This window comes from Xanthomonas sp. MLO165, assembly GCF_018831305.1.
Lineage (GTDB): Bacteria > Pseudomonadota > Gammaproteobacteria > Xanthomonadales > Xanthomonadaceae > Xanthomonas > Xanthomonas arboricola.
The window spans coordinates 312,476-335,809 of sequence record NZ_CP029263.1; the positions used below are offsets into that span (position 1 = coordinate 312,476).

At 66.9% G+C, this 23,334-nt stretch carries 21 protein-coding genes; 12 read left to right on the plus strand and 9 right to left on the minus strand.

The annotated features are described in order from the left end of the window. Positions 1-282 precede the first annotated feature (282 nt). Positions 283-2,001 (plus strand): ExeM/NucH family extracellular endonuclease, encoded by a 1,719-nt coding sequence (locus DGN21_RS01355; protein WP_126965447.1) that lies wholly within the window; start codon positions 283-285, stop codon positions 1,999-2,001. Between the two features lie 4 nt (positions 2,002-2,005). Here DGN21_RS01355 and DGN21_RS01360 read toward each other — a convergent pair whose 3' ends face one another. Continuing rightward, positions 2,006-2,392: a MerC domain-containing protein gene (locus tag DGN21_RS01360; RefSeq protein WP_054592074.1), complete on the minus strand. Its 387-nt coding sequence runs from the start codon at positions 2,390-2,392 to the stop codon at positions 2,006-2,008. Between the two features lie 62 nt (positions 2,393-2,454). On the opposite strand from DGN21_RS01360, the gene DGN21_RS01365 reads away from it, so the two are divergent. Then, positions 2,455-3,780, plus strand: coding sequence for a GTP-binding protein (locus tag DGN21_RS01365; protein ID WP_215825084.1), 1,326 nt, complete (start codon positions 2,455-2,457; stop codon positions 3,778-3,780). A 438-nt stretch (positions 3,781-4,218) separates the two neighbouring features. Here DGN21_RS01365 and DGN21_RS01370 read toward each other — a convergent pair whose 3' ends face one another. After that, the gene (locus DGN21_RS01370; protein WP_184432500.1) at positions 4,219-5,094 is read right to left on the minus strand and encodes an EamA family transporter; all 876 of its coding nucleotides are present in this window, start codon (positions 5,092-5,094) and stop codon (positions 4,219-4,221) included. 66 nt (positions 5,095-5,160) lie between these two features. Between DGN21_RS01370 and DGN21_RS01375 the strand changes: the two genes are divergently transcribed. The 7 genes from DGN21_RS01375 (at position 5,161) to DGN21_RS01405 (ending at position 10,658) form a co-directional block, all read left to right on the plus strand. Next, positions 5,161-5,823: an alpha/beta hydrolase gene (locus DGN21_RS01375; protein ID WP_065033153.1), complete on the plus strand. Its 663-nt coding sequence runs from the start codon at positions 5,161-5,163 to the stop codon at positions 5,821-5,823. Between the two features lie 78 nt (positions 5,824-5,901). Then, a complete protein-coding gene (zapE, locus tag DGN21_RS01380; protein ID WP_026064606.1) occupies positions 5,902-6,996 on the plus strand; it encodes a cell division protein ZapE in 1,095 nt (364 codons plus the stop codon). 41 nt (positions 6,997-7,037) lie between these two features. Then, positions 7,038-7,679, plus strand: coding sequence for a hypothetical protein (locus tag DGN21_RS01385; RefSeq protein ID WP_252374678.1), 642 nt, complete (start codon positions 7,038-7,040; stop codon positions 7,677-7,679). Between the two features lie 110 nt (positions 7,680-7,789). Beyond that, positions 7,790-8,251 carry a MarR family transcriptional regulator gene (locus DGN21_RS01390; RefSeq protein WP_046345362.1) on the plus strand — a complete coding sequence of 154 codons (462 nt, stop codon included), beginning with the start codon at positions 7,790-7,792 and terminating at the stop codon, positions 8,249-8,251. A gap of 106 nt (positions 8,252-8,357) precedes the next feature. Beyond that, positions 8,358-8,786 (plus strand): organic hydroperoxide resistance protein, encoded by a 429-nt coding sequence (locus tag DGN21_RS01395; RefSeq protein WP_215825085.1) that lies wholly within the window; start codon positions 8,358-8,360, stop codon positions 8,784-8,786. A 279-nt stretch (positions 8,787-9,065) separates the two neighbouring features. Then, positions 9,066-9,767, plus strand: a complete 702-nt coding sequence (locus tag DGN21_RS01400) for an alpha/beta fold hydrolase (protein ID WP_184432496.1) — start codon at positions 9,066-9,068, stop codon at positions 9,765-9,767. Between the two features lie 480 nt (positions 9,768-10,247). Next, complete coding sequence (locus DGN21_RS01405) at positions 10,248-10,658, plus strand: hypothetical protein (RefSeq protein WP_047124556.1); 411 nt, start codon at positions 10,248-10,250, stop codon at positions 10,656-10,658. 72 nt (positions 10,659-10,730) lie between these two features. Here the strand turns inward: DGN21_RS01405 and DGN21_RS01410 are convergent, their stop codons facing one another. From DGN21_RS01410 to DGN21_RS01425, 4 genes are all read right to left on the minus strand, one after another. After that, the gene (locus DGN21_RS01410) at positions 10,731-11,033 is read right to left on the minus strand and encodes a hypothetical protein (RefSeq protein WP_024938997.1); all 303 of its coding nucleotides are present in this window, start codon (positions 11,031-11,033) and stop codon (positions 10,731-10,733) included. Between the two features lie 143 nt (positions 11,034-11,176). Further along, positions 11,177-11,980: a 2,5-didehydrogluconate reductase DkgB gene (gene dkgB, locus DGN21_RS01415; protein ID WP_102580173.1), complete on the minus strand. Its 804-nt coding sequence runs from the start codon at positions 11,978-11,980 to the stop codon at positions 11,177-11,179. A 73-nt stretch (positions 11,981-12,053) separates the two neighbouring features. Beyond that, the gene (locus tag DGN21_RS01420; protein ID WP_024938995.1) at positions 12,054-13,082 is read right to left on the minus strand and encodes an NADP-dependent oxidoreductase; all 1,029 of its coding nucleotides are present in this window, start codon (positions 13,080-13,082) and stop codon (positions 12,054-12,056) included. A gap of 117 nt (positions 13,083-13,199) precedes the next feature. Further along, positions 13,200-14,171 (minus strand): aldo/keto reductase, encoded by a 972-nt coding sequence (locus DGN21_RS01425; protein ID WP_215825086.1) that lies wholly within the window; start codon positions 14,169-14,171, stop codon positions 13,200-13,202. Between the two features lie 232 nt (positions 14,172-14,403). Here DGN21_RS01425 and DGN21_RS01430 point away from each other — a divergent pair, with 232 nt between their 5' ends. Then, positions 14,404-15,258, plus strand: a complete 855-nt coding sequence (locus DGN21_RS01430) for a class I SAM-dependent methyltransferase (protein ID WP_024938993.1) — start codon at positions 14,404-14,406, stop codon at positions 15,256-15,258. 355 nt (positions 15,259-15,613) lie between these two features. Beyond that, complete coding sequence (locus tag DGN21_RS01435; protein WP_102580176.1) at positions 15,614-16,192, plus strand: pseudouridine synthase; 579 nt, start codon at positions 15,614-15,616, stop codon at positions 16,190-16,192. A gap of 401 nt (positions 16,193-16,593) precedes the next feature. Here DGN21_RS01435 and DGN21_RS01440 read toward each other — a convergent pair whose 3' ends face one another. Beyond that, positions 16,594-17,025: a hypothetical protein gene (locus tag DGN21_RS01440; RefSeq protein WP_016903604.1), complete on the minus strand. Its 432-nt coding sequence runs from the start codon at positions 17,023-17,025 to the stop codon at positions 16,594-16,596. A 331-nt stretch (positions 17,026-17,356) separates the two neighbouring features. Next, positions 17,357-19,858 (minus strand): ATP-dependent helicase HrpB, encoded by a 2,502-nt coding sequence (hrpB, locus tag DGN21_RS01445; protein WP_215825087.1) that lies wholly within the window; start codon positions 19,856-19,858, stop codon positions 17,357-17,359. Between the two features lie 182 nt (positions 19,859-20,040). Here hrpB and DGN21_RS01450 point away from each other — a divergent pair, with 182 nt between their 5' ends. Continuing rightward, positions 20,041-22,158 (plus strand): methyl-accepting chemotaxis protein, encoded by a 2,118-nt coding sequence (locus DGN21_RS01450; protein ID WP_215825088.1) that lies wholly within the window; start codon positions 20,041-20,043, stop codon positions 22,156-22,158. 613 nt (positions 22,159-22,771) lie between these two features. Here the strand turns inward: DGN21_RS01450 and DGN21_RS01455 are convergent. Next, positions 22,772-23,245 carry a DUF1456 family protein gene (locus DGN21_RS01455; protein ID WP_126965443.1) on the minus strand — a complete coding sequence of 158 codons (474 nt, stop codon included), beginning with the start codon at positions 23,243-23,245 and terminating at the stop codon, positions 22,772-22,774. Between the last annotated feature and the right edge of the window lie 89 nt (positions 23,246-23,334).

Below are 23,334 nucleotides of genomic sequence, written 5' to 3' on the forward strand. Positions count from 1 at the left end.
TGCACGCGCTGGAGCACGCTTTAGCTTTTGTAGGCCAGCACCCATTGCGCGAGCGTTTGCACTCGCTGCACGACGTGCTTGCACGACAACGTCAGCCTTGGACGCCCGGGCCGGCGCAAGTGCTTCGGGGAATGCCTGCAGTTACCGGCATCTGTAGATCGGCCACGCTACCCACGCAGCAGCTGGTCGCCACTCGCAACGTTTTGCTAGCCTGTCGCGGTTCTCGCGCGCCGCCTTCGGGGCGGCGCTTGCATGTGGTCTACGTCTTTCTGGAGTGTGTCGATGTCGCGTTGCTCGCTGGTTGTGCTCGGTGTGATCGGTCTGTTGGCGCCACTGCTGGGCAGTGCCGCCGAGGGCGCGCCGCAACGTCTGTCGATCGCCGACGTGCAAGGCGAAGACACCCGTAGCCCCTACGACGGCCGTGTGGTCGACGTGGAGGGCATTGTCACCGCCGATACGCGTACCGGTCTGGCCGGGCTGTTCGTGCAGCAGCCCGGCTTCGAGCCGCGGCGCTCGCACGGTCTGTTCGTCACCGGTGCCGGCAATGCCGAGGTGGCGGTGGGCGACCGCGTGCGCATCGTCGGCACCGTGCGCGAGGTGTCGGCAGGCGGCGAGGCGAGCCTGACCACGGTGGATGCCAGCAGCATCGAGCGACTGGCCAGCGGCCAGCCGGTGCCGGTGCGCATGCTCAGCGGGCCGCCGGCCAACTGGGAAGCGCTGGAAGGCGAGCACGTGCGCATCGCTGCGCTGACGCTCAACGGCAGCGATCGTCTGGACACCTATGGCGAGCTGGTCGCCGCGTTCGGCGGGCGCTTGTGGCAGCCCAGCGAAGTGGCCGCCGCCGGCACTCCGGCCTTCGCGCAGGTGCAGGCCGACAACGCCCGTCGCCAGGTGTTGCTGGACGACGCGCGCAACGGCCGCAGCCCCAAGACGGTGGCCTATCTGCCGGCCGATCCGGTGCTGCGCAGCGGCAGCCTGCTCAAGTCGGTCGACGGCATCGTCGACCAGCGCTACGACGGCAACTACCGCATCCAGGTACTGAGTCCGTTGACGCTGCCGGCCATGCCGACCGCGGTGGCGCCACAGGTGGGCGGCGACCTGCGTATCGCCTCGTTCAATCTGGAGAACTTCTTCAACGGCAATGGCCGCGGCGGCGGCTTTCCGACCAAGCGCGGTGCGCGCACGCACGAGCAGTTCCAGGCGCAACTGACCAAGCTGGTGTCCACCATCGTGCCGTTGCACGCCGATGTGGCTGCGTTGATGGAGCTGGAAAACGATGGCAATGACGCCGATGCGGCGGTGGCGCAACTGGTCGCCGCGCTCAACGCGGCTGACAAGGACAAGGACTGGCAGTTCGTCGACACCGGCAGCGGCCCGGGCGATGACGCGATCCGGGTCGGCATCGTGTACCGCAGTTCGCAGGTCACGCCGGTTGGCAAGCCGGCCACGTTGACCGGCGGGCCGTTCGACAGCCACAGCCGGGTGCCGCTGGCGCAGGCGTTTCGCAGCACCCGCGGGGCAACCTTCGTGGTGGTCGCCAATCACTTCAAGTCCAAGGGCTGCGGCAGCGCCAGCGGCGCCGATGCCGACCAGCGCGACGGCCAGGCCTGCTGGAACGCCACCCGCACCGAATCGGCCAAGCGCCTGCACCAGTGGCTGCAGACCGACCCCACCGGCGCGCAGACCAAGCTGGCTGTGTTGCTGGGCGATTTCAACGCCTACGCGATGGAAACGCCGATGCGCAGCCTGCGCGCCAGCGGCTGGCAGGACGCCTTTGCGGTGGCCGGCGTGAAGCAGCCCTACAGCTACGTCTACGATGGCATGAGCGGGCGGCTCGACCACGCCCTGCTCAGCCCGGCGATGGCCAAGCAACTGCGCGGCGCGGTGGAATGGCATATCAACGCCGATGTCATGGACGATGCCGGCTATGCCAAGCGCAATCTGCCCGGCCCGTGGCGCAGTTCCGACCACGACCCGGTGCTGCTGGGTTTTTCGCTATAGCGCGCTAGCTGGCGCACGTCCCGGCGCGGCGGCGCAGCCGCAGGTTGAGCAGGTGCGTGCTGGCCAGCAGCAGGCTACCGGTCACCGTGATCGGGGTTTCCCAACTGCCGCCGGCAACCCCGCTGGCGCCCAGCACCAGGCCGGCTAGGCCGAAGACCGCCAGCGCCCACACCGGCGCGGGCAGTGCATGCCGGCGATGACTGCTCCACAGCGCGTAGCCGCTCAGCGGCACGGCGGCCGTGGCGAACACCACATGCACCCATTCGGCCCGGCTCCAGGCACCCAGCAGCGGCAGTGCAGCGGCCAGCAATGGCAGCGCCAGACAGTGCAGCAGGCACAGGCTGGATAAGGCGATGGCCGAGTTGTCCAGCACGGAAGCGGTAACGCGCATCGGGGGGTGTCCTGTCGAACGAATGTTATATAGTAACACTTCACTCCAGCCAGGCTCTCAGGATGCCCCTGTCCCCCAAGCGCGATTCACGCCTCCCCGTCACCGTGTTGTCCGGCTTTCTCGGCGCCGGCAAGACCACCCTGCTCAACCGCATCCTGCATAACCGCGACGGCCTGCGCGTGGCGGTGATCGTCAACGACATGAGCGAGGTCAACATCGACGCGCAGCTGCTGCGCGAGGGCGGCGCGGCCTTGCGACGCACCGAAGAGACATTGGTGGAATTCAGCAACGGCTGCATCTGCTGCACGTTGCGCGACGATCTGCTGCAGGAGGTACGCAAGCTGGCCGAACAGAAGCGCTACGACTATCTGTTGATCGAATCGACCGGCATCGCCGAGCCGATGCCGGTGGCGGCCACCTTCGCGGTGCGTGATGCCGACGGCTTCAGCCTGGCCGACATCGCCCGGCTCGACACCATGGTGACGGTGGTGGACGGCAGCCGCTTCCTGCAGGACTTCGGCTCGGCCGCCACGCTGGCCGAACTCGGCCAGCAAGCCGGCCCGGACGATAGCCGCGGGCTGGTGCAGTTGCTGGGCGAACAGGTGGAATTTGCCGACGTGTTGGTGATCAGCAAGTGCGATCAGATCGATGCACAGCAGCTGCAACGCCTGCGTGCGGTGTTGCGTGCGCTCAATCGCGAGGCGGCGATCGTGGACGCGGTGCATGGCGAGGTGCCGCTACGCCAGTTGCTAGACACCGGCCGCTTCGATTTCACCCGTGCGCAGCTGGCGCCGGGCTGGATGCAGGAACTGCGCGGCCAGCACACGCCGGAGACCGAGGAATACGGCATCAGCAGCTTCGTCTATCGCGCCCGCCGGCCGTTTCACCCGCAGCGTTTTGCGCGCATGGTGCAAGGCGGGCTGCCGCAGGTGATACGTAGCAAGGGATTTTTCTGGCTGGCCAGCCGCATGGATTGGGTCGGCGAATTGTCCAGCGTGGGTGGCGCGACCCAGACCAATGCAGCGGGCTTCTGGTTTGCCGCACGCCATCGCGTGGATGCGCATGCCATCGGCGAGCCGCTGCAGACCAGCATCACGCCATTGCCGTATACCGATATCGGCTGGCAGCGTCAGCAGACGCAATGCTGGACCGCGCCGCTGCCGCAACCGCACGAGGTTGGCGATGCCAGCGAATACGCCGCGATGCAGCGGCTGTGGCACCCACTGTGGGGCGACCGTCGCCAGGAGCTGGCGGTGATCGGCGTGGACATGGACGCGCCGCGCACGCGCGCTGCGCTGGATGCCTGCCTGCTCAGCGATCACGAACTGCGCCAGGGCCCGGCGCAATGGCAACTGCTGGACGATCCGTTTCCGCACTGGCAGCGCTGATGGCGGCCTGGATCGCGCTGTCGACATCCGTTCGCGCCTGGTTCCGGATGCAATCTGCCGCAGGCTTGCATCTGCAGTGCGGCGTGCGGATGTGCCGCCACGTGGCGGTGTATCGCATGCCTCACCTGCGGCCTCCGGACAGCGCGCACAGGCAACGGCGCTGTCCGGATCTTCCGCGGTAGCCGTTGTCGCTTGCCTTGCGATGTGCTCTTGTTTTTTCGGCAGACTGGCAACGAGAGCCGTCGTCCAGGCCGGCGACGTGAGGAGGGCGGCGACGGATCTAGGCGCCGAAGTGAGCACACTGCGACGCGATGACGGCTGCCAAACAACTGACCCATGCGCATCACAGTCCCCCCTTGGGTCACTGCACGCATGATCTCCAGCGCTGCCCCTTCGAGGCGAGTGGCGAACCGGCGTCGCGCCGGCCGAATGCCGCCATCAGCCCAGCCGCATGCCCCAGGCGATCGCTGCGATTGCCGGCGCCGCCAGCAACAGCCCCACCCAGCCGCGGCGGCCGATGCGTTCGCCGAACCCCAGCTTGCCGACGAGCGCTCCCAGGATGACCACCCCCAGGTTCATGCTGGCGAAGACGGTGGCCGGGCTGTGTGGCAGCAGCTGATGGGCGCGCACGTAGCACAGGATGTTGCCGAAATTGAGCGCGCCCAGGAGCACGCCGGCGAGCAGGTTGCGAAAGCTCAGGCGCGCGACACCGCCCCGGCGAACGACTTGCAGGCCAAGCATCAGCACACCTGCCAGCGCAAAGCACAGCGTCAATGACGTCAATGAAGGCGTACCGGCCTGTGCGATGTGCTTGAGCAACAGATCGATCAGGGCAAAGCCCATCCACACGCCTGCCAGCCACGGCCATCCGATCGAGGTCGGGGCCGAATCCGCACCGGCGCCCTGCCGTGGCCGTTGCAGGATGCAGACGATGGCCAGCAGACCCAGGCCCAGTCCCGTCAGCTTCCAGGCATTGACCGGTTCACCGAAGAGCGTGAAAGCCGCCGCCAGCGAGAGCAGGAGCGACAGGCGTTGGGCAATGTCGGTACGGACGATGCCGGCGGTGGCGACCGCGCGTGCCAGCAGCATGAAGATCGAGGGCAGCGCCACCGCCAATGCAAACAGTGCCAGCCAGGGCGTGGTCGGCGCGCGCAGCGTGTCCAGTGACGGATGCAGGGTCAGCCACGCCAGCAGTGCGGCGGTGGCGTAGTTCCAGGTGATCGCCTGCGCAGCATCCAGGCGATAGCGCGGCAGCAGCTTGAGAACCACCGACACCAGGACACTGCAAACGACGGCAAACAGCAGAAAATGCATGGGCAACGCAACGAAGTGTGCAGGCAGGGCGATGAACGCGGCCGGCGGGGCGGCTATTATGACGGTATGTCCAATCCCTTATTCCCCACCGAATCGGCCGCACTGACATTGGACGGGCCGGTCGGTCCGCTCGATGTCGCGGTCGATCTGCCCGAGCCGGACGTTGCCGCGCAACCGGTCACCGCCATCGTCTGCCACCCGCTCTCCACCGAGGGCGGCAGCATGCACAACAAGGTCGTCACCATGGCTGCGCGCGCGCTGCGCGAGTTGGGGATCACCGTGGTGCGCTTCAATTTCCGCAGTGTCGGCAACTCGGCCGGTGCGTTTGATCATGGCGATGGCGAGCAGGACGACCTGCGTGCGGTCGCTGCATGGGTGCGCAGCCAGCGCCCGGGCGACACGCTGTGGCTGGCCGGCTTCAGCTTCGGGGCGTATGTATCGCTGCGCGCCGCCGGCTCGCTCGAACCGCAGGTGCTGATCTCGATCGCGCCGCCGGCCGGGCGCTGGGATTTCAGCGACATGCAGCCGCCGGCACAGTGGCTGGTGGTGCAGGGCGATGCCGACGAAATCGTCGACCCGCAGGCGGTGTATGACTGGCTGGAGACCCTGGAGCAGCAGCCCGAGCTGGTACGCATGCCCGACACCAGCCACTTCTTCCACCGCAAATTGATCGACCTGCGCGGTGCAATCCAGCATGGTGTCCGGCGCTGGTTGCCGGCCGCCGTCTGACCGCGGCAGGGCCCATGCGTATCGCCCGGCGATGCGCCGTTGAGCGGGCAAGGCAGCAGCCGGCCCGCGGAGAACACGATGAGTGAGATGACCCCGTCGCAGCGCTACGCCGCCGGCGTACAACGCGGCGACTGGCGCGCCGACCCCGCGCAGCAGGCGGCCCTGGCGGAACTGGACCGTATCCACGAGGCATTGGTGGACAGCGCGCAGGACGGCTGGCTGGATCGGCTGTCGGCGTTCTGGAAGAAGCCCGAGCCGGTGCGCGGCCTGTATTTCTGGGGCGGGGTGGGGCGCGGCAAGACCTTCCTGGTCGACCTGTTCTACGACGGGCTGCCGATCAAGCAGAAGTACCGCACGCATTTCCATCGTTTCATGCGCGGCGTGCACGAACAATTGCGCGAGCATGCCGGGCAAAGCGATCCGCTGGCCAAGATCGCGCAGCAATGGCGCGAGAACCTGCGCGTGCTGGTGCTGGACGAATTCTTCGTCACCGACATCGGCGATGCGATGTTGCTGGCGCGCCTGCTGGAACGCCTGTTCGCCGAAGGCGTGACCCTGGTGACCACCTCCAACACCGCGCCGGAAAACCTCTACGCCAACGGCCTGCAGCGCGACAGCTTCATGCCGGCGATCGGCCTGCTGCAGAAATTCTGCGTGGAACTCTATGCCGAAGGCACCGAGGATTACCGCATGCGCGCGCTGACGCGCTCACCGGTGTATCGCGCGCCCCTGGATGCGCAGGCCGACGCGTGGCTGACGCAGCGCTGGGGCGAGCTGAGCGGAAATTCCGAGCCGCGCAGCGGCAACATCGAAATCGAGGCGCGCAAGATTGCCGTGCGCGCGCGCGGCAAGAGCATCGCCTGGTTCGATTTTGCCGCGCTGTGCGAGGGCCCGCGTGGCCCGGGCGATTACATCGAGATCGCGCGCGAATTCACCACCGTGTTGCTGGGCGGCATCCCGCACTTCGACCGCATGAACGAGGACGCCGCGCGCCGCTTCGTCAATCTGATCGACGAGCTGTACGACCGCCACGTCAACCTGGTCTGCACCGCGCAGGACGCCCCGCCCGCGTTGTACAGCGGCCAGCGCCTGGCCGGCGCCTTCGAGCGCACCGCCTCGCGCCTGATCGAGATGCAGAGCGCCGAGTATCTGGCCACCGCACATCGGGCCTAGACATGCAGACGCGGCCCGGCCCCGGATTGCACAAGATCGTTGTGACCGATCAGGACGGCGGCCTGGGCCAGTTTGGCGGCGGTGCTTGGTTGCACGATGCAGCGCTCTGGCCAATGGATCCATCGACCGGCCGACCGATGCTGCCCATCGTCATGCTCACCGGCTTGTTTCTACCTACGGCCTATCTGCCCGACGATATGGTGCTGACGGTCTTCGCCTCGATCGAGCGGCCCGGCAGCGCGGATGGCCGGTCGTCGCTGCGTAGGCTCGCCGTCAACCAGCAAGGTGAGTCCGACAAGCTCGCGCAGGGCCACAGCAAGGTGCTGCTGCATCGACGTGCCGCGCAGGAGGTGTGCGTCGGTGACAGTGCGCGGTTGCTCGGGCGTCATTTCATCGGGCTGCAGCCATTTGGCGACCACGACATGGCCGAAGAGCTGGAAGATGAAGACAGCGGCGCAGGAATGAGCAAACAACTCGGCCGACCATGCTGGTTGCAGGACCCGATCTATACGAGCCCGCGCTACTACTTTCTTGCCCAGTTTGTAGAGGCGGAATTGGGCCGGGTCGATCCCGGCTACGCCGGCCTGTTCGGTGACGGCACCGGTTATCTGTTTGCAGACCAGCGCGCCAGGCAGCTGGGCGACGGCGTTGCGGCGGGACATTTCTTCATCCAGTTCACCTGAGTCCTCGCGCCGTGCAGTCGCGCGCGGCCGTGGTGCGGCCACCAGCCCCCGCAAAAGCGACAGATAAAAAATCGCTTGCAATTAAATAGTGCCCTATGTAAATTGCAGCCATGGACACCGCCACAGCCACCACCGCCCGGACCAATGCGCTGCTGCAGCTCGACAACCAGCTGTGCTTTGCGCTGTATTCGGCCAACCTGGCGATGCACAAGCTCTACCGCGGACTGCTGAAGACGCTGGACCTGACCTATCCGCAATATCTGGTGCTGCTGGTGCTGTGGGAAACCGACGGCCGCAGCGTGTCGGAGATCGGCGAGCGCCTGTACCTGGACTCGGCCACGCTGACCCCGCTGCTCAAGCGTCTGCAGGCTGCTGGACTGGTCACCCGCACGCGCGCCGCCAGCGACGAGCGCCAGGTGATCATTGCGCTGACCGATACCGGCCGCGCACTGCGCGCCAAGGCCGGGGCGGTGCCGGAGCAGGTGTTATGCGCCTCGGCGTGTTCGTTGGACGAATTGCGTCAACTCAAGCAGCAACTGGAAACGCTGCGCTCAAATCTCGGCACGGGGTGAGCCGGCCCCCTAAGGTCCGCACGTTCTTGCAACATGTCGTACACGATTTAATCGTCAACTATTCAGCTACATCACGCGCTGACAGCGCTCATTCTGGAGAACCACCATGGCCTCACCTGAAAAAGTCCTCTACACCGCCCACGCCACTGCCACCGGTGGCCGCGAAGGCCGCGCCGTGTCTTCCGACAAGGCGCTGGATGCCAAGCTGTCCACCCCGCGCGAGCTGGGCGGCGCCGGCGGCGACGGTACCAACCCGGAGCAACTGTTCGCTGCCGGCTACGCCGCCTGCTTCATCGGCGCGATGAAGGCTGTCGCGGCGCAGGACAAGCTCAAGCTGCCAGGCGAAGTGAGCATCGACAGCAGCGTCGGCATCGGCCAGATTCCGGGCGGCTTCGGCATTGCCGTGGAACTGCGCATCGCAGTGCCGGGCATGGACCAGACCGAACTGCAGTCGCTGGTCGACAAGGCCCACCAGGTCTGCCCGTACTCCAACGCGACCCGCGGCAACATCGACGTCACCCTGACCCTGGCCTGATCCACGCCAGCACCACCACGCGTAACACGTGGTGGAGTCAGAAACGGCCCGGCGCCTGCGTCGGGCCGTTTTTTTGTTGCAGCAGCAGCGCTGCCCTGAAGAACACAGGCAGCCGGCGTCGCTGTGTCAGCGCGACCTGGCATGGACGCAAGACACGCCAACGAGCCGATGCACCCGCGTCCGGGTGCGCACGCACGCGCTGGCGATGCGCGTCACCGCGCGGCACACTGTTGCGATGACAGTGCCTGCTTCTGCGATCCCGATCAGACTTTCCTGCGCATGAGCGCAACGCGTCCCACCTTGTTGCTGCTCCCCGGTCTGCTCAACGATGCGCAGCTGTGGCAGGCGCAGCGCGTGGCCCTGGCCGAGCTTGCCGACTGCGTGGTCGGCGACATCACCCAGGGCGAGAGCATGCGCGCGCTGGCGACACAGCTGCTGGCGCAGATGCCTCCGCGGTTTGCACTGGCAGGATTTTCCTTGGGTGGCTACGTCGCGCAGGAAATCCTGCGTATCGCGCCGGAGCGCGTGGAGCGGCTGGCCTTGCTGGATACCTCCGCACGTGCCGATTCGCCCGAGCGTGCGGCGCAACGGCGCGCGCAGGAAGCGAGCGTGCGTGGCGCCAGTGCCTTCCACGGATTCGGCGAACGGCTGCTGCGGCACTACGTGCATCCCTCGCGCTGGCAGGACGAGGCCTTGCTGGAGCGGGTGCGTGGCATGACCCAGCGGCTGGGCGTGGAGGTGTTTCTGCGGCAGAACCGGCTGGAGCGGGAAGACGGCCGCGCGCTGCTGCGCGCCTATGCCGGCCCGCTGCTGGTGCTGTGCGGCCAGGACGATGCGATCACCCCGCCCGCATTGCACGAGGAAATGGCCGCACTTGCAGTGCACGCGCGTCTGGTGCAGGTGCCTGCGTGTGGCCATCTGTCGCCGCTGGAACAGCCGCAGGCGGTGTCGGATGCACTGCGGCAATGGCTGCTCGCCTGATACCGCAATGACCGAGCCGACCCAGCCATGCCTGCCGCCGTGCGATCGCCGTGGGGTGGCATCAACCAGTGTGCGATGAGGTGCTCTGAACCAGCGGTAGTTGGGGAGCAAGCATCAGCATGCCGTCGGCTGATACGTAATGAGTGCATTCCTGCACGCACGGTGTCGTACCTGGTCACGGTAGCCATCCGGCCGAAGCGAATCGTTGGGCCGCCGCAAGGCGCGCAAGTCCGCTTGCGCTGCACCGCCACCCTCACCGCGCGGCAGTCGTCGGCCAGCGCCTGTTCCCGGCGGCCACGCCCCAGCGTGACATCGACCTATGGCAGGACGTCGGGGCGCCGTAGCGGCGTCTGGGCCTCGCCACGTAAAACGTGAACCGGGTCGAGCATCGTTGCGCCGACATCCTGCAAACGTTTGGCTCACTTGATTCTCACGGTGTATGGTGTGAATTATGTTGCACAGCAGCATCGGAGCTCAGCAATGCTCGACTCACGCATCGAAAAGGTTGATCTGGCACTCACCGAGATTGCCAAGGACCCATCGGAGAAGGTGGCGCTGTGGCAGTGGGCGTGCCGCGAGATGCTGCACGAGACGCTGATCGGCATGCACCAGCTCTCGCACCTGGCGGGCATTTCCCAGCAGGTTGCCAACGACTGGCGCGCGCCGGTGGATGTGATCGCACCCGAGAAGCCCTATCTGGCCCCCTCCGCGCTGGCCGATCGCCGCCTGCCGCAGGTGCTCGATGGCCTGGGCAATACGCATGACGACAACGACCGCGCCACGCTGTGGCGGCTGCGCTATGCCAGCCTGATCGCCGCCACCCTGCAGGGCATGCAGGCACTGGCCGACAAGCACCGCATCGACCGCCAGGCGATGGCATTGGGACAGTGAGCTGACCGCGCTGCGCGGCTGCACAGGCTGTGCTGCCGTCCAAGGGTTGGCTTCATGTCAGAACGCTTGTCTTCAATGTCGGACGGCGGCCTCCTCCAGATGCCGCCACGCATGCCGCACGATCCAGCGCGCCTGGTCCCAGGGCACCGACAGCAGCGGTTGATAGTGGTAATAGCCGTCCTGCAGCACGCGATACAGCTGCGCCTCGGTCGCGCGCGGATAGGCCAGATAGATGTCGTAGCCGAGCGTGAGTAGCCGGGCATAATCGGCGAAGGCGTAGCCCCCCAGATGGCCTTCGGCGTGGACACCGCGCCAGTAGGCGATCTCGGTGTCGAGATCGACGCTGCGGCGGGTCAAGACGGATGCGCTGTGCATGGGTAGGACTCCGTTGCCGACACTACCCCCTGTGCCCGGCACCGTAGCAGCGCCTGCCGCGTGCAACCAGCACGCGACGACGAGCGGTCGTCGCGGTGGTGATGCCACGGGCCGGACAGCGCCGACCCGTTGCAGCCGGAACCTCAATCCCAGTCGGGTGCGATGGCCTTCGGGTTGGCCAGCCGCTGCCCGCGGTCCAGTACGGCGATCTCGGCCATGTCCTGCTCGCTCAGCCGCAGCGTCTGCGCCTTGAGATTGCTCTCCAGATTGTCGCGCTTGGTCGAGGACGGAATCACCGAATAACCCTGCTGCAGTGCCCAGGCCAGGGTGACCTGCGCCGGGGTGGCGTCATGGCGTGCGGCGATCGCCTGGATCACCGGGTCCTTCAGCACCTCGCCCACCGCCAGCGTCATGTACGAGGTCACGTGGATGCCTTGCTCGCGCAGGAACGCGATCAGGCTGCGGTTCTGCAGGTACGGATGCACTTCGATCTGATTGGTGGCGATGGCCTCGGCACCCAGGATCTCGATGGCCTGCTTGATCAGCGCGATGGTGAAGTTGGAGACGCCGATCGCGCGGGTCAGGCCCTGCTGCCGGGCCTCGTTCAAGGCTTCCAGATAGTCGCGCATCGGCACCTGATCCTTGGGCGAAGGCCAGTGGATCAGGGTCAGGTCGACGTAGTCGGTGCCCAGTTTGCGCAGGCTTTCCTGCAGGCTGGGCAGCAAGGCGCTGCGGTCGAACTTGTCGACCCAGATCTTGGTGGTCAGATATAGCTGATCGCGCGGCAGGCCGGATGCAGCGATGGCCTGGCCGACCTGTTCTTCGTTGTCATAGATCTGCGCGGTATCGACGGCGCGGTAGCCCAACTCCAGTGCATTGCGCACCGAGTCGATGACGACTTGGTCCTTGAGACGGAAGGTGCCGAGGCCGAATGCGGGGACTGTCATTGTGTTCCTTTGGTAATCGGGAATGGGGAATCGTGCATCGCAAAAGCTGATGTCGTGGGGGCGCTGTGAGCCATTAGTCCAGTGCGACGACGGCCTTGCCGAAGTTCTCGCCGCGCAGCAGGCTGATCAGACCCTGCGGGGCGCTGTCCAGCCCGTGCAGGACGTGTTCGCGGTACTGAATCTGGCCGTCGCGCAGCCACTGGCCCATCTCGCGCAGGAAGGCGGGCATCAGGCGGATGAAATCGTGCTGGATGAAGCCGCGCACGGTCAGCCGCTTGCGCAGCACCTGGCCCATGAACTCCGGCAGGCGATCTGGCCCCGGCAAGGCCTGGCCGCGGCTGTTGTAGGTGGCGATCACGCCGCATACCGGGATGCGCGCGAAGTCGTTCAATTGCGGCAATACCGCGTCGAAGACCTTGCCGCCGACGTTCTCGAAATAGATGTCGATCCCGTCCGGAGTGGCCGCGCGCAGCTGCTCGGCAAAGTCGTCGGCGCGATGGTCCAGCGCCACATCCACGCGCAGCACCTCGCGCAGATACCGCACCTTTTCCTCGCCACCGGCAATGGCCACCACGCGCAACCCCTGCAGACGCGCCAGCTGGGCCACGGTGGCGCCGACCGGCCCGCTGGCTGCTGCCACCACCAGGGTTTCGCCGGCCTGCGGCTTGCCGATTTCGTGCAGGCCGGCGTAGGCGGTGAAGCCGGGCATGCCGTACACGCCGAGCGCGGTGCTGAGCGGCAGGGCATCGTCCTTGGGCAGCTTGCGCAACGGCGCGGTGGGCGTGAGCAGGCTATGGCTCTGCCAACCGCCGGGCAGTACCAGCAGGTCGCCTGGCTGATAGCCGGCATGGTGCGACTCGAGCACCTCGCCGACGGTGCCACCTTCCATCACCGCGTCGATCTCCACCGGTGCGGCGTAGGACGGGCCTGCGTCCATGCGTCCGCGCATGTACGGGTCCAGCGACAGGAAGCGGTTGCGCACCAGAATCTGGTCGTGTCCGGTGGGCGGCAAGGCGACATCCTCGATGCGGAAGTTGTCGGCGCTCGGCTCGCCGTGCGGGCGTGAGGCCAGCACGATGCGGCGATTGGTGATCGATGTCATGGGGGGATTCCTTGCGGAAAGGGCCGCGCGTGCGCGACCGGGGGAGCGCAGCCGCGATGGCGGCTGCGCGCGGAAAGACGCGCGTGGTCGACTGCGTGCGTGATGCAAGCCGATGCGTCAGGCTGCGTCGGCCGGCTCGGGGGCGCTTGCGGCATCGAGCTGTGCAATCTGATCGGCGCTCAACGACAGCTGCGCGGCGGCCAGTACATCGTGCAACTGGGTCACGCTGGTGGCGCTGACGATCGGTGCGGTCAGGCCGGGGCGTGCAATCAACCAGGCCAGTGCGATCTGTGCCGGCGTGGCGCGGTGGGTGGCCGCCAGATCGTCCAGCGCCTGCAGAATGCGCAAGCCGCGCGGATTGACGTATTGCTTGACCACCGAGGCACCCCGCGCGCTGCTCTTGCCGGCGTCGTCGGCGCTGCGGTATTTGCCGGTCAGAAAACCGCTGGCCAGCGAGTAATAGCTGATCACGCCGAGCTGGCGTTCGCGCACCAGCGGCTCCAGCTCGGCCTCATAGCCGGCGCGGTCGTAGAGGTTGTATTCCGGTTGCAGGCTTTCGTAACGCGGCAGCTTGTACTGCTCGGAAATATCCAGGGCATCGCGCAGGCGTGCGGCGCTGTAGTTGGACGCGCCGATCGCGCGCACCTTGCCCTGTTCGATCAAGCGGCCGAATGCGGCCAGCGTGGCTTCCAGCGGAATCGATTCGTCGTCTTCGTGCGCCTGGTACAGATCGATCACATCGGTCTGCAGGCGGGTGAGCGAATCTTCCACCGCGGCGGCGATGTTCTCCGGCGACAGGCCCGGATGCTCGCTCCATTTGGCCACCTTGGTGGCGATCAGCACCTTGTCGCGCTTGCCGCTGCGTGCGAGCCAGCGCCCGATGATGGTTTCCGACTCGCCACCGCGATTGCCCGGCACCCAGCCGGAGTACGCATCGGCGGTGTCGATCAGGTTGAAGCCGGCATCGACGAAGGCATCGAGCAACGCGAACGAGGTCGCCTCGTCGGCGCTCCAACCAAACACATTGCCACCGAACACGATCGGTTGAACCTGCAGGCCGGAGCGGCCTAGCGCGCGGGAGTGGGTCATCACGGTTGCTCCTGATTCGAACTGCCGACAGGATAGTCATGCGTGCCGATGTTGCGTGTGACACCTGCGTGGATTCAGCGTTCCGCAGATCGCCCTCATCGACTCACGTCGTCTGAACATGTCGCCCGACGCGCCTGGTGCGGCGCGTCATGCGGCGTACGGATCCGTGCACATGGCAGGCTTCGGGCCGCATGCTAGGCTCGCGCTACTTTTTCCCGCAAAGGGCGCTGCGATGATCCGCAACAAGCTGGTGTGTGCATGTGTGGTGGGGATGGCAGTGGCGATGAGCGCGCCACTGGCAATGGCAATCAAACCGGCCGATAGCGCCAGCTTGCCGGCGCCCGATGCGGCGCTGCAAAAAGCCATCGACGGCAACTGGCGCGATCGCGTCTACGTGCAGCGCGACGTCTATCGTCATCCCGGCCAGACGCTGGCGTTCTTCGGCATCAAGCCGACCCAGACCGTCATTGAAATCACGCCGGGCGGCGGCTGGTATTCGGAAATCCTGGCGCCGTACCTGCGCGACAAGGGCAAGTATGTTGCTGCGGTGGTCGACCCGGCGGCGGTGCCGGAGGGGCGCGGCCGCGATTCGGCACAACGTGGGCGCGACGAGCTGGAGAAGAAGTTTGCCGCCAAGCCGGAGGTGTACGGCAAACCGTCGTTCGTTTCCTATGTGCCCAAGACGCCGTCGTTCGGCGTGGACAACTCGGCCGATCTGGTGCTGACCTTCCGCAACGTGCACAACTGGCGCATGGCCGGCAATGCCGAGGCGATGTTTGCCGGCTTCTACAAGGTGCTCAAGCCCGGCGGCGTGCTCGGCGTGGTCGAGCACCGTGCCAAGGCCGACGTGCCGGCCGACGACAAGAGCGGCTATGTCGGCCAGGCGCAGTTGATCGCGATGGCCGAAGCGGCCGGATTCAAGCTCGCCGGCAAGAGCGAGGTCAACGCCAACCCGCGCGACACCAAGGACTATGCCGGTGGCGTGTGGACCCTGCCGCCGAGCAACAATCACGACAAGGCCGATGATGCCAAGTACAAGGCGATCGGCGAGAGCGACCGCATGACCTTGAAGTTCGTCAAGCAGTGAGACGCGGCCTGCATGCCGACGCACGCGCGTCGGCATGCGGGTCTTGGGTGCTGCACGCTGTGGTGCGTCGATGCTGGCATGACGCGCGGCATGCGATGACTGCGCAATCGGCTGCACGACCGTAAGGACGGCGCGGACAGCGCAACGATGGCCAGTTAGACCAACGCTGCGCTGGTTTGCATGCGGCAGGCCATTGATGCAGAACCGCCCCGCGTAGCGATGCCGTCGGCTCAGCGTGCAACGCCGTTGCAGGCAGCGGCACATCGCCTGCCGCTGGTGGCGCGCCTCTTCAACCCGGTGCACGACCCACGCGCCACGCGCGGGGCCTGCAACGACCTTGCGCAACAGGATTGGCATGTTGGTGTTGTTGAACAAACCCTATGGCGTGCTGTCGCAATTCAGCGACCGCTCGCAGCCGCCCAAGCGCACGCTGGCCGAATTCGGCCTGCCGGCCGACGTCTATGCAGCCGGTCGCCTGGATCACGACAGCGAAGGCCTGTTGCTGCTGACCGACGATGGCGCACTGGCGCATCGCTTGACCGACCCGCGCCACAAGCAACCCAAGACTTACTGGGTGCAGGTGGAAGGCGACCCGGAGCCCGCGCAACTGCAGGCCTTGCGCGATGGCGTGCTGCTCAACGACGGCCCGACCCGCCCGGCCGAAGTGCGCAGGCTCGATCCGGCACCGCAGCTGTGGCCGCGCGATCCGCCGGTGCGCGTGCGCAAGACCGTGCCCGATGCCTGGCTGGAGCTGCAGATCACCGAAGGCCGTAATCGGCAGGTGCGGCGCATGACCGCCTCGGTGGGCCTTCCGACCTTGCGTCTGATCCGCGTGGCGATCGGCGACTGGACCCTGGATGCGCTGGCGCCGGGCCAGTGGCGCATCGAACAAACGCGCGGCGCGCGTCCAAGTAGGACGCGACGCGGAGCCTGATGCATCCGGTACAGCGGTCGCTGCACCGCACGCGGCGCTGAGCTCGATGCATCTTGGACGGCGCTGCTTATAGAACCGCTCATGCGGCATGAGCAGCAGGATTGGTAACGCGAGCACAGATGCAGCGGTTGCGTGCCTGCGGGGCCGATCCACCCTGCGATGCGGCAATACGGCGCGGATCGGGACAGGCGCGGTAATGACAAGCGCGCGGCTATGGGCAAGCAACGCGATCACACGCGATCGTTAATCGCCGCGGACCTGCACATGTAGTACCGCATTCTTCGACCACGCGAGTGGGTGTCGATGACTTGGCGATTTAACGGTGGCATCGATCGCCGTCCACAAACAAAAACGCCACGGCGCAGGGCCGTGGCGTCGTGTTTTGTGCCTGGAACGACGGCTTACTCGATGCCGTCGCTCGGAGTCACCGCACCGCGACGCTGGTAGGCGGCGCGACGTGCGCTGGCATTGCTGGCGTGTTCGCGGTCCAGACGGTGGACGTTGCCGCCAAGCACCTGCTGGTCACGCTGGCGCTTGCGATACACGGCATAACCGATCAGGCCCAGGCCGGCGACGGCAGCAGCCACGGTGACGGCCGGGTTGCGCTTGACCACTTTGCTGACGACCTTGCCGCCGGTGCGCACGGCACCCAGGGCAGCACCGGTCTTCAACCATTCGCTGGCGCCTGGACCGAAATGACGCAGGCTGCTGCCTGCATGACGGGCCTGATCGCCAGCGTTGGAGGCGGCGTGACGCAGATGGTCGCCCGCATTGCCAGCCAGTTCCAGGGCACGCTCCAGGGCGCGTTCGGTGATCACAGTCAACTTGCTCATTGGAGGCGTTTCCTTTCTGAGTACGTGGGCCGCAGTGTGTGGGCTGTTGCGTATAGACGGTGTTAGCGGTGGCAGGGCTTGTTTGGGTTGCGGTTAAGTAATGATGCGGGGCGATGCTGTGATCGGCGTGTACCTGGATCCGGTATCTACGTGGATGTGGCAGAAGCCTGACCTGGCCGGTGTCGACGCTGACGTCGCTTCTCCCGCCGGCAGTAAGGTGCCCGAAGGGCGGATGAGGGTACGGGCGAAGCCACGTGCAGTTGTAATTACAACGAGGGCTTCGCACCGTACCCGCACCCCAGCCCCTCTCCCGAGGGGAGAGGGGCTTACATCAGGTGCCGCGCGGTTTTGCCCGATGGGTTGCAGTCGCGGTCCATGGATCTTCCGGCCACGGATGTCTGGGATACCGCCCTTTCATCTCCTTCCTGACATCCGGATAGGTCGTGACCCAGAAGCTCTTCAAATCCTGCGTGACCTGCAACGGGCGTCCGCCGGGCGAGAGCAGATGCAGGGTCAGCGGGATGCGGCCGTCGGCGATGCGCGGGGTTTCGGCCAGGCCGAACAGTTCCTGCAGCTTGACCGCCAGCACCGGCGGCAACGGTTGCTCGGCGTGGTCGAGGGCGTAAACGATCTGCCGCTCCATGCCCGAGGGCACGCTGATGCGGGTGGGCGCATGGCGGTCGATCAGCTGGCGGCGGTCCCACGGCAGGGCGGCCTTGAGCGCCTCGCCCAGATTGGCCTCGTCCAGCGCATCCAGGCGGGTCTTGCCGGCGAAGGCCGGGCGCAGCCAAGTGTCCAGTGTCTCCAGCAACGCGGCGTCGGACAGGTCGGGCAGTGCAAGCTCGGTCATCCAGGCACGCAACGACTGCAGGCGGGCCCGCCATTGGCGCAGGCCGTCGGTCCACGGCAAGGCATCCAGGCCGAGCTGCCGCACCGCCTCGGTCAGCGCGCCGGCGGCTTGCGCCGGATCGACGCGGCCGGCCGGGCGGCTGTCGAGCACGATGCGGTCGAAGCTGGATTGCCGACGCGCGACCAGGGCGCGCTTGTCCGCGTCCCACTGCACCAGATCCTGCTGCACGAAGCGCTCGGGCACGCTGCGGCGCAGATAGCCTTCGTCCACCGGCGCGGCACGCAGCAGCAGCGCGTCCTTGGCTTCGTAACGCAGCTCGCTGGCAACCAGCCAGGGTTCGCCGCGCAGGTCGCTGTGGTCGAACAGGCGCGCGCTGCGGCCGTTGGCCAGCAGGTAGCGCAACGGGTCGTTGGGATGGCGTGCGGCAATGCGGTCGGGGAAGGCGTGCGAAAGCAGGTCACCGAGCGCGTGCGCCTCCACGCTGGCGGGCGGAGCGCTGTCGCAGCGCAGCCGGCGGCGCCATTGTTTGGCGGCGCTGTCGATCGCGGCCAGGCCGCCGCGGTTGGCATCGTGCGCGCTGCGGCCTTGCCGGAATGCGGCCAGTGCGCGCCAGCGCGCAGCCAGTCCATCGCCGCCCTGACGCAGCGGGTCGCGCGCTTCCAGCAAGGCGGCCAGGTCGCAGGCCAGCGCCACGCGTGTCGCGTCGCCAGCCTGCGCCAGCATCGCGGCCAGGCGCGGATGGGTGCCCAGCGCGAGCATGCGCCGGCCCAGCGCGGTGATGCCGCCGCTGCCGGTGAGCGCGCCCAGCCGCTGCAGCAATTCGTGCGCGGCGGCCAGCGCACCGGCCGGCGGGGTATCGACGAAGCGCAGCGCAGCGCTGCCCCAGGCGGCCAGTTCCAGTGCCAGGCCGGCCAGCTCCACCTGGGTGATCTCCGCGCGCCGCTGCGGTTCCAGCCGCTGCGATTGCGGCCACAGCCGGTACGCCCAGCCGCTGGCCACACGCCCGGCGCGGCCGGCGCGCTGGTCGGCCGAGGCCTGCGCGATGGTGGCGATGTCCAGGCGCGAGAAACCGCTGTTGGGATCGTAATGCGGCTCGCGTGCCAGCCCGCTGTCGATGACCACGCGCACGCCGGGCAGGGTCACCGAGGACTCGGCGACGTTGGTCGCCAGCACCACGCGGCGGCGGCCGGACGGGTCGGGTTGCAGCACCTGGCTTTGCGCCTCGACCGACAGCTCGCCGTGCAGCGGCAGCACCTGCACCGCCGGGTCCAGCACGTCCTGCAGCGCGCTGTGCACGCGTGCGATCTCGCGCTGGCCGGGCAGGAACACCAGCACATCGCCCGGATGGGTGGACAAGGCGTGTTCCACCGCGCGCCGGGTCTGCGGTTCCAGCGCTTCGTCGCGGCGCGCGGGAAAGTGCGCGATCTCCACCGGGAAACTGCGCCCGGCGCTGCTCAGGCGCGGCGCGTCGAGAAAGCCGGCCAGGCGCTCGCCATCCAGCGTGGCCGACATCGCCACGATGCGCAGGTCCTCGCGTACCTGCGCCTGCACGTCCAGCGCCAGCGCCAGGCCAAGGTCGCCGGCCAGATGGCGTTCGTGGAATTCGTCGAACAGCAGCGCGCCGATGTGTTCCAGCATCGGGTCGTCCTGGATCAGCCGGGTCAGGATGCCCTCGGTGACGACCTCGATGCGGGTACGCGCGGAGGTCTTGTTCTCGAAGCGGATGCGGTAGCCCACCGTCTCGCCGACCGGCTCGCCCAACTGGCGCGCCATGAACACGGCGGCGCTGCGGGCGGCCACGCGCCGCGGTTCCAGCATCACGATCTTGCGGCCGGCCAGCCACGGTGCGTCCAGCAAGGCCAGCGGTACCTGGGTGGTCTTGCCGGCGCCGGGCGGGGCTTCCAGCACCAGCCGCGGATGGGCGGCCAGGCTGTCGCACAGCTGCGGCAGCAGGGGGGAGATCGGAAAGGCAGGCTCGGTCATGCGCGGGAAGGATACGGGCACGTCACAGATGGCGCGACGGTCGGGCCGTCGGGTGAAGCCTGTCGGGGAATCCGGAAGTGATATTACCTTTTGGGCATTCAAGGCTGACTTTGGCGCCGGCGCTGCTTCAGGCCGGCAGCGTGCCTGTCGATAACCGCTGTACTCCCTGATTTGGACGCCCCATGTCTGCTGTCACCCCGAAATTCGTCAGCCTGCAAAGCAAGCTGCTCGGCGCGCTCGCGCTGGGTCTGTCGGTCATCCTGCTGTGTGCCCTGGGCGGTCTGGGCACGGCGTGGCTGAGTCTGTCGGGCAAGGTGCCGCCGGAGGTGGCGCAGGCCTCCAGCAGCGAAGAGATCACCCGCGATTTCCGCCTGCAGGTGCAGGAGTGGAAGAACGTGCTGATCCGCGGGCGCGATCCGGCGCTGCTGGACAAGCATCTAAGCGCCTTCCGCGAGCAGGGCAGGAAGGTGCAGGCCAGCACCGAGGCGCTGGCCAAGGCAACCCAGGACCCGCAGGTGCGTACGCTGGCGCAGGACTTTGCCAAGGCGCATCTGGGTCTGCAGCGCAACTACGAAGCGGCGCTGGGCAAGTTTGCCGAGGCCGGCTACGACACCCAGGTGGGCGACCAACTGGTCAAGGGCCAGGACCGCGCGCCCAGCCACACCCTCGAAGAACTGGTGAAGCGCAGCAAGACCCTGGCCGATGCGGCGGTGCTGGCCAGTTCGCAATCGGCGCAGCACAAGCTGGTGCTGTCGGCGGTGGCCACGATCGCTGCGGCGCTGTGCCTGGTGGCAGTGCTGGGCTGGTGGATCCGTCGCTCGATCGTGCGCCCGATCGAAAATGTCGCGCGTGCGGCACGCCAGGTGGCGGCCGGCGATCTGTCGGCGCGTGCGGCGGTCAGCACGCGCGATGAAATCGGTCTGCTCGGCCAGGCCATGGGCCAGGTGGTCAACACGCTCACCGACGTCTCCACCGCGCAGGCCGACATGGCACAGCGCCACGAAGCCGGGCAGATGAGTTACCGCATGGACGCGCAGGCCTTCCCGGGCGCATACGGCCGCATGGTCGACGACACCAATGGCTTGATCGGCGCGCAGGTCGGTCTGATCGGCGACATGCTGCAGGTGATGCAGCATTACGCGGTCGGCGACATGTCGGTGGACATGCCGCGCCTGCCGGGCGAGAAAGCGCAGATCACCGAGGCGATGGACACCACCAAGCGCAACCTGGCGGCGATCAATGGCGAAATCCGTGGCCTGGTCGACGCGGCTGCGGCCGGCGACTTCGCCACACGCGGCAATGCCGAGGCCTACCAGTTCGAATTCCGCGCCATGGTCAGCGGCGTCAACGGCCTGATGCAGAACGTGGACCAGAATCTGGCCGAGCTGTCGCAGCTGCTCAAGGCGATCGCCGATGGCGACCTGACCGCGCGCATGCACGGCAACCAGCAAGGCGTGTTCGCACGCATGCGCGACGATGCCAATGCCACCGTGCAGCGTCTGACCGATATCGTCGGCGACATCACCGTGGCCGCGCAGACCATTCGCACCGCCTCGGCAGAGATTGCCGCCGGCAACAACGACCTGGCGCAGCGGACCGAACAGCAGGCCGCCAACCTGGAAGAAACCGCCGCCTCGATGGAAGAGCTCACCTCCACCGTGCGCCAGAACGCCGACACCGCGCAGCAGGCAAGCCGCGGCGCGCAGGCGGCCGCGGAGATCGCCGGCCGTGGCGGCGAGATGGTGGCCAGCGTGGTCGACACCATGGGCGAGATCGAGGTGTCGTCCAAGAAGATCGCCGAGATCATCAGCGTCATCGACGGCATCGCTTTCCAGACCAACATCCTGGCCTTGAACGCGGCGGTGGAAGCGGCGCGTGCCGGCGAACAGGGCCGCGGCTTTGCCGTGGTCGCCTCGGAAGTGCGCGCGCTGGCACAGCGTTCGGCCGGCGCGGCCAAGGAGGTCAAGCAGCTGATCGACGCCTCGGTGGACAGCGTGGAGCGCGGCAGCGCACGCGTGGACCAGGCCGGGCAGACGATGCAGCAGATCGTGCAGTCGGTGCAGCAGGTGACCACGCTGATTGCGGAGATTTCCGCTGCATCGCGCGAACAATCCTCCGGCATCGAGCAGGTCGCCCGCACCGTCAACGACATGGACGAAACCACCCAGCGCAATGCCGCACTGGTGGAAGAAGCCTCCGCGGCGGCACGTGCAATGGAAGAGCAGGCGGTGGAACTGAGCGAAGCGGTATCGGTGTTCCGCCTGGACGCACGCCGGCCAAGCCTGGCGGCTGCGGCTTGATTGCGTAAGGCGTTGTAGCGGCCCAGGCGCGATCAGGTGTTTGAATCAAAGGCCCGGTGCGTCGAGGGCGCGGTGCCCTCGCCACCTGCGGGACACGCCGTGCATCCGTCCGTGGAGGCTCCTTGGCGGCATCATGCCGCCAAGGGTCCAGCAAGCGGCGGGGACACCGCACCAGAGCCTTGGTCGGTGGCCCGGTCAAAACCTGTGTTTGCTTTGGGACGCCTAGGAGTTCGAGGTCGCCTTGTTCAAAGCTTGCCTGTTGCTAGGCGTCGATTAAGAGGCTAACTGGACGCCCATAATTCGCACAATGCACGTCATGCATTGCTTGCACCAAGCACACCGACCATCTCGCTTGGTCCTTGCCCGTCCACCGTCGCGGGACCTTACGCGGCATGGATGCCGCGTAAGAGCCTACACGGACGTACTTGCGGCGTGTCCTGCGATGGTGGGCGGGCAAGGGCCCTGCAACCAAGCAGCAGATCGACCGCTCCACGAGCGCTCTAACCGCACCATCCAGTCACTTCGAGACACACGAAAACTGCGCTAAAAACCTGCGAATTCAAGTCGCAGCGTCGTCGGACGACCAAGCCAGGCCAAACTCAGCACCCGGGCATCAACCCGCTTCGCGCATCCGCGCGGTCAGGCCCTTGAGGAAGGCGCGCAGCAACTGGTCTCCGCAGGGGCGAAAATTCTTGTGGCCGGGCTGGCGGAACAGCGCGGACAGTTCCGGCTTGGACAGCGGGAAGCCGGCGCTGGCGAAGATGGCGTGCATGTCCACGTCTTTCAGCTCGAAAGCCACGCGCAGTTTCTTCAGCACCAGGTTGTTGCCGACGCGGGTTTCCAGCGGGCGCACCGGCTGGCTCTCGTCGCGGCCGCGGAAACGCAGCACCAGGCCATCGAGGAAGCGCGCCAGCATTGCGTCGGTGCAGGGCTCGAAACCGTGCTCGTCTTCCTTCTTCAGCCAGGCCTGTACCTGCGGCTTGTCGAGCGCGAACTCCGGGTCGGCCAGGTGGGTGATCTCCACCACCTTGTCGTCGCTGAGGTCGAGCATGTAGCGGATGCTGCGCAGTACATCGTTGTGGATCATGACAATTCCGGGGCCCCGGCCTGTCGCCGGAAAGGCGCCATTCTACGGGGCCGATGCGGAACGCGGCGTGTGCCCCGCCGATCCGTTGC

What these genes read in the sequence shown, in the direction of transcription:
- DGN21_RS01420 (WP_024938995.1), bottom strand. Translation starts at nt 13,082, where the DNA reads ATGACATCGATCACCAATCGCCGCATCGTGCTGGCCTCACGCCCGCAC.
- DGN21_RS01390 (WP_046345362.1), top strand. Translation starts at nt 7,790, where the DNA reads ATGGACACCGCCACAGCCACCACCGCCCGGACCAATGCGCTGCTGCAG.
- DGN21_RS01395 (WP_215825085.1), top strand. Translation starts at nt 8,358, where the DNA reads ATGGCCTCACCTGAAAAAGTCCTCTACACCGCCCACGCCACTGCCACC.
- DGN21_RS01360 (WP_054592074.1), bottom strand. Translation starts at nt 2,392, where the DNA reads ATGCGCGTTACCGCTTCCGTGCTGGACAACTCGGCCATCGCCTTATCC.
- DGN21_RS01365 (WP_215825084.1), top strand. Translation starts at nt 2,455, where the DNA reads ATGCCCCTGTCCCCCAAGCGCGATTCACGCCTCCCCGTCACCGTGTTG.
- DGN21_RS01375 (WP_065033153.1), top strand. Translation starts at nt 5,161, where the DNA reads ATGTCCAATCCCTTATTCCCCACCGAATCGGCCGCACTGACATTGGAC.
- DGN21_RS01455 (WP_126965443.1), bottom strand. Translation starts at nt 23,245, where the DNA reads ATGATCCACAACGATGTACTGCGCAGCATCCGCTACATGCTCGACCTC.
- zapE (WP_026064606.1), top strand. Translation starts at nt 5,902, where the DNA reads ATGAGTGAGATGACCCCGTCGCAGCGCTACGCCGCCGGCGTACAACGC.
- DGN21_RS01440 (WP_016903604.1), bottom strand. Translation starts at nt 17,025, where the DNA reads ATGAGCAAGTTGACTGTGATCACCGAACGCGCCCTGGAGCGTGCCCTG.
- DGN21_RS01410 (WP_024938997.1), bottom strand. Translation starts at nt 11,033, where the DNA reads ATGCACAGCGCATCCGTCTTGACCCGCCGCAGCGTCGATCTCGACACC.
- DGN21_RS01400 (WP_184432496.1), top strand. Translation starts at nt 9,066, where the DNA reads ATGAGCGCAACGCGTCCCACCTTGTTGCTGCTCCCCGGTCTGCTCAAC.
- DGN21_RS01430 (WP_024938993.1), top strand. Translation starts at nt 14,404, where the DNA reads ATGATCCGCAACAAGCTGGTGTGTGCATGTGTGGTGGGGATGGCAGTG.
- DGN21_RS01425 (WP_215825086.1), bottom strand. Translation starts at nt 14,171, where the DNA reads ATGACCCACTCCCGCGCGCTAGGCCGCTCCGGCCTGCAGGTTCAACCG.
- DGN21_RS01435 (WP_102580176.1), top strand. Translation starts at nt 15,614, where the DNA reads ATGTTGGTGTTGTTGAACAAACCCTATGGCGTGCTGTCGCAATTCAGC.
- DGN21_RS01370 (WP_184432500.1), bottom strand. Translation starts at nt 5,094, where the DNA reads ATGCATTTTCTGCTGTTTGCCGTCGTTTGCAGTGTCCTGGTGTCGGTG.
- DGN21_RS01405 (WP_047124556.1), top strand. Translation starts at nt 10,248, where the DNA reads ATGCTCGACTCACGCATCGAAAAGGTTGATCTGGCACTCACCGAGATT.
- DGN21_RS01355 (WP_126965447.1), top strand. Translation starts at nt 283, where the DNA reads ATGTCGCGTTGCTCGCTGGTTGTGCTCGGTGTGATCGGTCTGTTGGCG.
- hrpB (WP_215825087.1), bottom strand. Translation starts at nt 19,858, where the DNA reads ATGACCGAGCCTGCCTTTCCGATCTCCCCCCTGCTGCCGCAGCTGTGC.
- dkgB (WP_102580173.1), bottom strand. Translation starts at nt 11,980, where the DNA reads ATGACAGTCCCCGCATTCGGCCTCGGCACCTTCCGTCTCAAGGACCAA.
- DGN21_RS01450 (WP_215825088.1), top strand. Translation starts at nt 20,041, where the DNA reads ATGTCTGCTGTCACCCCGAAATTCGTCAGCCTGCAAAGCAAGCTGCTC.